At 73.2% G+C, this 7,237-nt stretch carries 5 protein-coding genes; 4 read left to right on the top strand and 1 reads right to left on the bottom strand.

Features of this window, described 5'->3' with window-relative positions; all coding sequences use genetic code 11:
- Positions 1 to 690 (bottom strand): hypothetical protein (locus tag ABD224_RS03815; protein WP_344046719.1); only part of this gene is annotated, 690 nt, incomplete at its 3' end.
- 114 nt (positions 691 to 804) lie between these two features.
- Here ABD224_RS03815 and ABD224_RS03810 point away from each other — a divergent pair.
- From ABD224_RS03810 to ABD224_RS03795, 4 genes are all read left to right on the top strand, one after another.
- Complete coding sequence (locus ABD224_RS03810) at positions 805 to 1,155, top strand: chorismate mutase (protein ID WP_344046717.1); 351 nt, start codon at positions 805 to 807, stop codon at positions 1,153 to 1,155.
- 125 nt (positions 1,156 to 1,280) lie between these two features.
- Positions 1,281 to 3,788 carry an aminopeptidase N gene (gene pepN / locus ABD224_RS03805; RefSeq protein WP_344046715.1) on the top strand — a complete coding sequence of 836 codons (2,508 nt, stop codon included), beginning with the start codon at positions 1,281 to 1,283 and terminating at the stop codon, positions 3,786 to 3,788.
- A gap of 285 nt (positions 3,789 to 4,073) precedes the next feature.
- On the top strand, positions 4,074 to 5,459 hold the full coding sequence (locus ABD224_RS03800) for a pyridoxal phosphate-dependent decarboxylase family protein (RefSeq protein WP_344046713.1): 1,386 nt from the start codon (positions 4,074 to 4,076) through the stop codon (positions 5,457 to 5,459).
- The gene (locus ABD224_RS03795; protein ID WP_344046711.1) at positions 5,456 to 7,129 is read left to right on the top strand and encodes a lysine N(6)-hydroxylase/L-ornithine N(5)-oxygenase family protein; all 1,674 of its coding nucleotides are present in this window, start codon (positions 5,456 to 5,458) and stop codon (positions 7,127 to 7,129) included. Before ABD224_RS03800 ends, ABD224_RS03795 begins: the two co-directional genes overlap by 4 nt.
- Positions 7,130 to 7,237 lie beyond the last annotated feature (108 nt).

Below are 7,237 nucleotides of genomic sequence, written 5' to 3'. Positions count from 1 at the left end.
CTGACGGCGGCCGGCTCGGCGGGCCGCCGTCAGCGGCGGCTGCTGCCCGTCACGGCGGGCCCGGGCCATGCCCTTGACGTACGCCTCGTACCCCTGCGGGCTGGTGAACCAGGCCGAGGGGTCCTCGCCGAAGACCAGCGCCCGCTTGGCCAGGACGTAGCCGAACTCCTCGGGGGTGAGGTAGCCGAGCTTCTGCGAGGACTCGCCGTGCTCCCGGAAGGCGTCCAGCAGCAGCCAGCCCGCGCCCAGATAGGCCGCCGCCGTGTCGGTGAGGATCTCGTTCTCCCGGGTGCCCGGGAAGGACAGGTCCAGGCGGTGCAGATAGACGTGCGTGACCTCGTGCGCCAGGGCCGCGCCGATGTCCCGGCGGTGGGTGCGGAAACGGTCGTTCAGCTCGATGAAGTACTCGGGTCCCGCCGTCAGCTCGACGTTCGCCGCATGCGTCATCTCCCGGAAGCTGACGATCGGCCGCGCGTCCGGCAGCCGGAAGTGCCGCACCAGCTCCCGTGCCACGCGCTGGGCGCCCAGATGCAGGTCGTCGGTGTCGCAGAAGGCCACATCGGCCGGCGCCACGCTGGTCGCGAACGTCCGGACGGTGTCGTACGACAACCGCCGGTACAGCGCGGTGATCGCGGCCTGCACCGTCTCCAGGTGCGGATACCCGTGCTCGACCGGTCCGTCGTTCGCCACGTCGTACCCCCAAAGGCGCCCGGAAGCCCTTCTCACTGTAGGCGCCCCACCGGCCCTCCGCGTCCGCCGGACGGGCGTGATCGGACACGGGCCCACCCCGTAGGGTTGTCGCCCATGAGCACCAGCAGGACCGGTATGGACGACGTCGACCCCGCCGTGCGTGCGGAGCTCACGCGGCTGCGGGACAGCATCGACAACATCGACGCGGCCGTCGTCCACATGCTCGCCGAGCGGTTCAAGGCGACCCAGCAGGTCGGGCATCTGAAGGCCGCCCACCGGCTGCCGCCCGCCGACCCGGAGCGCGAGGCCCGGCAGATCGCACGGCTGCGTGCCCTGGCCGAGGACGCCAAACTGGACCCGGCGTTCGCCGAGAAGTTCCTGAACTTCATCATCGCCGAGGTGATCCGCCACCACGAGCGCATCGCCGAGGACAACGGCACCGGACGGACCGCCGGCGCCGGCTGACCACCCGTGTCCCGCACACGCCGCACCGGGGTCCCGCGCGCGCCGCACCGAACGCGCCGGCGTGCGCACGGACCGTACGGCTCTCGGCGAAACCGCCTCGTGCCCCGTCCACGGCATCGGGCAGCATGGCGTTCATGTCCGTACTCACGCGCGATGAAGCGCAGACCCGTGCCCAGCTCCTCGACGTCCACCACTACACCGTCGGCCTCGATCTGACCGGCGGGGACGACACCTTCGACTCCGTGACCGTCATCCGGTTCACCGTGCGGTCCGGCCAGGACGCCACGGACACGTTCGTCGAGCTCAAGCCCGCCGCCCTGCGCTCCGCCACCCTCGACGGACAGCCCCTCGACCCGCAGAGCCTGACCGAGAACCGCCTGCCGCTGAAGAACCTCACCCCCGGCGAGCACGAGCTGCGCGTCGACGCCGTCATGCGCTACTCCCGCACCGGCGAGGGCATGCACCGCTTCACCGACCCCGCCGACGGCGAGACCTACGTCTACACACAGCTGTTCCTGGACGACGTCCAGCGGGTCTTCGCCGCCTTCGACCAGCCCGACCTCAAGGCCGTCTTCGAACTCTCCGTCACGGCCCCACAGGGCTGGACCGTCCTCGCCAACGGCGTCACCGAGCACATCGGCGACGGCGTCTGGAAAGCCGCCCCCACCCCGCCGATCTCCACCTATCTCGTCGCCGTCGCCGCCGGCCCCTGGCACTCGGTGCGCACCGAACACCGCGGCCTGCCCTTCGGCATCCACTGCCGCCGCTCCCTGGCCCCCCACCTCGACGCCGACGCCGAGGAGATCCTCGGCATCACCCGCGCGTGCTTCGACCGCTACCACGAGAAGTTCGACGAGCCGTACCCCTTCGACTCCTACGACCAGGCGTTCGTCCCCGAGTTCAACGCCGGCGCCATGGAGAACCCCGGCCTGGTCACCTTCCGCGACGAGTTCGTCTACCGCTCCGCCGTCACCGACACCGAGCGGCAGACCCGCGCCATGGTCATCGCCCACGAGATGGCCCACATGTGGTTCGGCGACCTCGTCACCCTCAAGTGGTGGGACGACATCTGGCTGAACGAGTCCTTCGCCGAGTACATGGGCTACCAGACCGTCGCCGAGGCCACCCGCTTCACCGACACCTGGACCGACTTCGGCGTCGCCCGCAAGGCCTGGGGCTACGACGCCGACCAGCGCCCCTCCACCCACCCCGTCGCCCCCGAGTCCGTCGGCGACACCGCCTCCGCCCTGCTCAACTTCGACGGCATCTCCTACGCCAAGGGCGCCTCCGCGCTGCGCCAGCTGGTCGCCTGGCTCGGCGAGAAGGACTTCCTGGCCGGCATCAACACCCACTTCGCCCGGCACCGGTTCGCCAACGCCACCCTCGCCGACTTCCTCGACTCCCTCGCCTCCGCCACCGACCGCGACGTCCACGCCTGGGCCGACGCCTGGCTGCGCACCACCGGCGTCGACACGCTCACCGCGTCCGTCGACGCCCGCCCCGGCGAGTGGACCCTCACCCTCGACCGCGACGGCAGCCGCCCGCACCGGGTCACCGTCGGTGTCTACGACCGCGATCTCGGCGGCGACGGCCGCGCCCTGGTCGTACGGGAGCGCTACGAGACCGACGTCCCCGGCGACGGCACCGCACCACCCCGCCTCGGCACCCGTCCCGCCCTCGTCGTGCCCAACGACCTGGACCTCACCTACGCCAAGATCCGCCTGGACGGGACCTCCCTGGAGACCGCTCTGCGCGGCCTGTCCGGCATCCCCGACGCCCTCACCCGCGCGGTGGTGTGGAACTCGCTGCGCGACATGGTCCGCGACGGCGAACTCGCCCCCGCCGACTATCTGGCGACCGCCGCCGCCCATCTGCCCGAGGAGACCGATCTCGCCCTGGTGCAGGGCGTCCTGTCCTTCGCCACCACCCAGATCGCCGACCGGTACGTCCGCCCCGAGCAGCGGCCCGCCGTCCTGGCCACCCTCGGCTCCCTGTGCCGCGACCTCATCCGCCGCACCGAGGACGGCGACCACCCGGGCCTGCGCCTGAGCGCCGTGCGCTGCCTCATCGACGTCGTCACCCAGCCCGACACCATCGCCGCCTGGCTCGCCGACGGCACCGTCCCCGGCGGCCCCGAGCTCGACCCCGAGCTGCGCTGGCGCATCCTCGTCCGGCTGGCCGTCCTCGGCGCCGTCGACGAGGCCGCGATCGCCGCCGAACTGGAGCGCGATCCGTCCGCCACCGGCCAGGAGGGCGCCGCCCGCTGCCGCGCCGCCCTGCCCGACGAGAACGCCAAGCGCACGGCCTGGGAGGCGATGTTCCACCGCGACGACCTGTCCAACTACCTGTTCACCGCCACCGCCCAGGGCTTCTGGCAGCCCGAGCAGGCCGAGCTCCTGCGGGACTACGTCCCCCGCTTCTACCGGGACGCCGTCGCCCTCGCCGCCCGCCGCGGCCCCGCCATCGCCGAGGCCGCCGGCCGCTGGGCCTTCCCCGCCCACGCCGTCGACGCCGACCACCTCCGCCTGGGCCAGGCCTGTCTGCGTGACGCCGACCCGGTCCCGGCGCTGCGCCGCAAGCTCGTCGACCAGCTCGACGACCTGGCACGCGCGCTGCGGATCCGGGAGGCGTAGGAGCCCCGGGCGCACACCTTCGCGCGCCTTCGCCCGGTGGGCCCGGGGCCACCGGGCGAAGGACCGCGGGCCGGTGTGCCCGAGGGGCCGGGTCCGGCTCGCGGGGCCGCCCCGGCGCATCGGGCACACCGGGCGGCCGGCCCCGCGCATCCGCCGCGGGCCGCCCGCGCCCGGAGGGGTTCTCCGTACCCACTTTCGGGTCCTGATCGTCGTGCTTTCGGGCGCGTCGGGCTTTACTGCGTACAAGCTGTAGTCCCTGCCCCCCCGCGCCACGGAGGACGGTCCATGAGCGCCCTGCCCCCCGGTGACCCCGCCCGCCTCGCCTCCGGCCCCGAGGGACCCCGCGCCCTGAGGCCCCTGCTCCACACCGTGCTCGACGCCCTCGACAGCGGCCGGCGCGCCCGCGGCGGGCCGCTGCCCGCGGGAGGGCCCGAGGCGGTCGCCGCACGGGTGCGCGACGCCGTGGGGGACGTCCTGCCCGAGCACGGCGACCCGGACGCCCTGCGCACCCTGGTGCACGCCCTCGCCGAAGGCGCCGCCGACCCCGCCGACCCGCTGTGCGCCGCCCATCTGCACTGCCCGCCGCTCGCCGTCGCCACCGCCGCCGACCTGGCCGCCAGCGCCCTCAACCCCTCCCTGGACTCCTGGGACCAGGCCCCCGCCGCCTCCGCACTCGAGGCCCTCGTCACCCGTGCGCTCGCCCAAGCGGCCGGTCTCGCCGACTCCGTCGTCACCACCGGCGGCACCGAGTCCAACCAGCTCGCCCTGCTGCTCGCCCGTGAGAACCACGGCGGCGGCACCCGCCTGATCTGCGGCGCCAACGCCCACCACTCCCTGCCCCGCGCCGCCTGGCTGCTCGGCCTGCCCGAACCGGTGATCGTGCCCGCGCCCGGCGGCACCATCGACCTCGCCGCCCTGCACAACGCCCTCACCGACCTCGCCGGCTCCCGCGGTTCCCTGGTCGTGGCCGCCACCGCGGGCACCACCGACGCCGGTCTCATCGACCCCCTCCCCGAGATCGCCGGACTGTGCGCCGCCCATGGCGCCCGCCTGCACATCGACGCCGCCCACGGCGGGGGACTGCTGTTCAGCGAACGCCACCGCGACAAGCTCACCGGGCTCGAGGCCGCCCACACCGTCACCCTCGACCTGCACAAACTCGGCTGGCAGCCGGTCGCCGCCGGACTGCTCGCCGTCCGCCGCCCCCGCGACCTCGACGTCCTGCACCAGCGCGCCGACTATCTCAACGCCGACGACGACACCGAGGCCGGTCTGCCCGATCTCCTCGGGCGCTCCCTGCGCACCACCCGGCGCCCCGACATCCTCAAGATCGCCGTCACCCTCAAGGCGCTCGGCCGCAGCGGCCTCGGCGCCCTCGTCGACCAGGTCTGCGCCCGCGCCCGTGAGTTCGCCGACCTCGTCCAGGACCACCCCGGCTTCGAGCTCTACGGCCGGCCCACCATCAGCACCGTTCTGTTCCGGCCCGCCGGCGCCCCCGACGAGACCGTCGCCGTCATACGCCGCAGGCTCCTCACCGAGGGCCGGGCCGTCCTCGGCCGCGCCCGCCTCGACGACCGGCTCTGGCTCAAGGCCACCCTCCTCAACCCCGACGCCCGCTCCGAAGACCTGGCCGCCCTGCTGAAACAGGTGGAAGGAAGCATCCCCGGATGAACCACGCCCCCCACACCCCCCACACCCCTCACACCCCTCACACCCCCCACACCCCTCACGACCCTCAGTTCCCCCACACCCCTCACACCCCCCAATTCCCCCACGCCTCCCAGGTCCCTTACGAGCCGCACGCCTCCCAGGTCCCCCACGCCTCCCAGGTCCCTTACGAGCCCCACGCTTCCCAGGCCCCCCGCACTTCTCAGATCCCCTACCCCTCCCAGGCCCCCGAGGCCCCCCAGGCCCCCGAGGCCCCCCAGGCCCCCGAGGTCCCGCAACCCCCCCACGACTCCTACGACCTGGTCGGCATCGGCATCGGTCCCTTCAATCTCTCCCTGGCCGCCCTCGCCCACCCCCTCCCCGGCCTGCGCACCGCCTTCTACGAACAACGCCACGGCTTCCACTGGCACCCCGGGCTGCTCGTCGAGAACGCCCGCGTCCAGGTGTCGTTCCTCGCCGACCTCGTCACCCTCGTCGACCCGACCAGCGACTGGTCCTTCCTCAACTACCTGAGAGCCCACGACAGGCTCTTCCCCTTCTATTTCGCCGAGCGTTTCCGCGTCCATCGCGCCGAATACGACGCCTACTGCCGCTGGGTCTCCGAGAACCTGCCCGCACTCCACTACGGCCACCAGGTCGACGCCGTCCGCTGGAACCCCGACCACTGCGTCTTCGAGGTCGACTTCACCCAGCTCGGCCCCGGCGGCGAGGCCGAGGCCCTCGGCCGCGTCCACGCCCGCAACGTCGTCCTCGGCATCGGCACCGAGCCCCATGTACCCGCTCCGCTCAAACCCCTCGTGGACGCCCCCGGCCTCCCCGTGATCCACGCCGCCGACTACCTCCGGTACCGCGACACCCTCCTCGCGGCCGGGCACATCACCGTCGTCGGCTCCGGGCAGTCCGGCGCCGAGGTCTTCCTCGACCTGCTGCGCCACCGCCCTGCCGGCGGCGAACGGCTGCGCTGGATCGGCCGCACCGAGGCCTTCGCCCCGATGGAGTACTCCAAGCTCGGCCTGGAGCACTTCACCCCGGACTACACCCGCTACTTCCACGCCCTGGCCGAACCCGTGCGCGACCGGCTCGTCGCCGCACAGTGGCAGCTCCACAAGGGCATCGACGCCGACACCCTCGCCGCCATCCACGACGAGCTCTACCGCCGCACCCTCGACGGCGGCTGGCCGGACGCCGTCCTCACCCCCGGCGTCCGCGTCCGCACCGCGGGCCGGCTCGCCACCTCGCAGATCGAACTCCATGTCGAACACATCCAGCAGGGCACCCGTACCCGCCTCACCACCGACGCCGTCGTTCTCGCCACCGGCTACCGCGAGCGCCCCCTCGCCCCCCTGCTGACCGCCCTCGAGCCCTATCTGCACCGCGACAGCAAGGAACGTCCGCGCATCGACGAGCAGTTCCGTCTCGTCCTGGACCCCTCCATCACCGCCACCGGCTGCCACATCTATGTGCAGAACGCCGAACGCCACACCCATGGCGTCGGCGCCCCCGACCTGGGCCTCGCCGCCTGGCGCAGTGCCACCATCCTCAACTCGGTGACCGGGACGCAGACATATCCGCTGCCCGCCCGTACCGCCTTCACCACCTTCGGCATCGAGCAGAAGCAGCCCCAGGTCCCGCCCACCCGTCAGATCAGGACACTCCTCACGGACGGCATCTGAGGCCGGCCCGGCCGCCGCGGGGCCCGGGGCGCACCGCGGCATCCCTGAAGGTTGCGATCCGGTGACCGGCGGGGGCGAGGGACCGGGTCACGGTGACAGAGTGGGGGC

This window comes from Streptomyces thermoalcalitolerans (assembly GCF_039525155.1).
Lineage (GTDB): Bacteria > Actinomycetota > Actinomycetes > Streptomycetales > Streptomycetaceae > Streptomyces > Streptomyces thermovulgaris.
This window is presented reverse-complemented; position numbering and strand designations above follow the sequence as displayed.

Excerpts from the sequence above, each read along its gene's own strand:
- ABD224_RS03810 (WP_344046717.1), top strand. The coding sequence starts at position 805 with ATGAGCACCAGCAGGACCGGTATGGACGACGTCGACCCCGCCGTGCGT.
- pepN (WP_344046715.1), top strand. The coding sequence starts at position 1,281 with ATGGCGTTCATGTCCGTACTCACGCGCGATGAAGCGCAGACCCGTGCC.
- ABD224_RS03800 (WP_344046713.1), top strand. The coding sequence starts at position 4,074 with ATGAGCGCCCTGCCCCCCGGTGACCCCGCCCGCCTCGCCTCCGGCCCC.
- ABD224_RS03795 (WP_344046711.1), top strand. The coding sequence starts at position 5,456 with ATGAACCACGCCCCCCACACCCCCCACACCCCTCACACCCCTCACACC.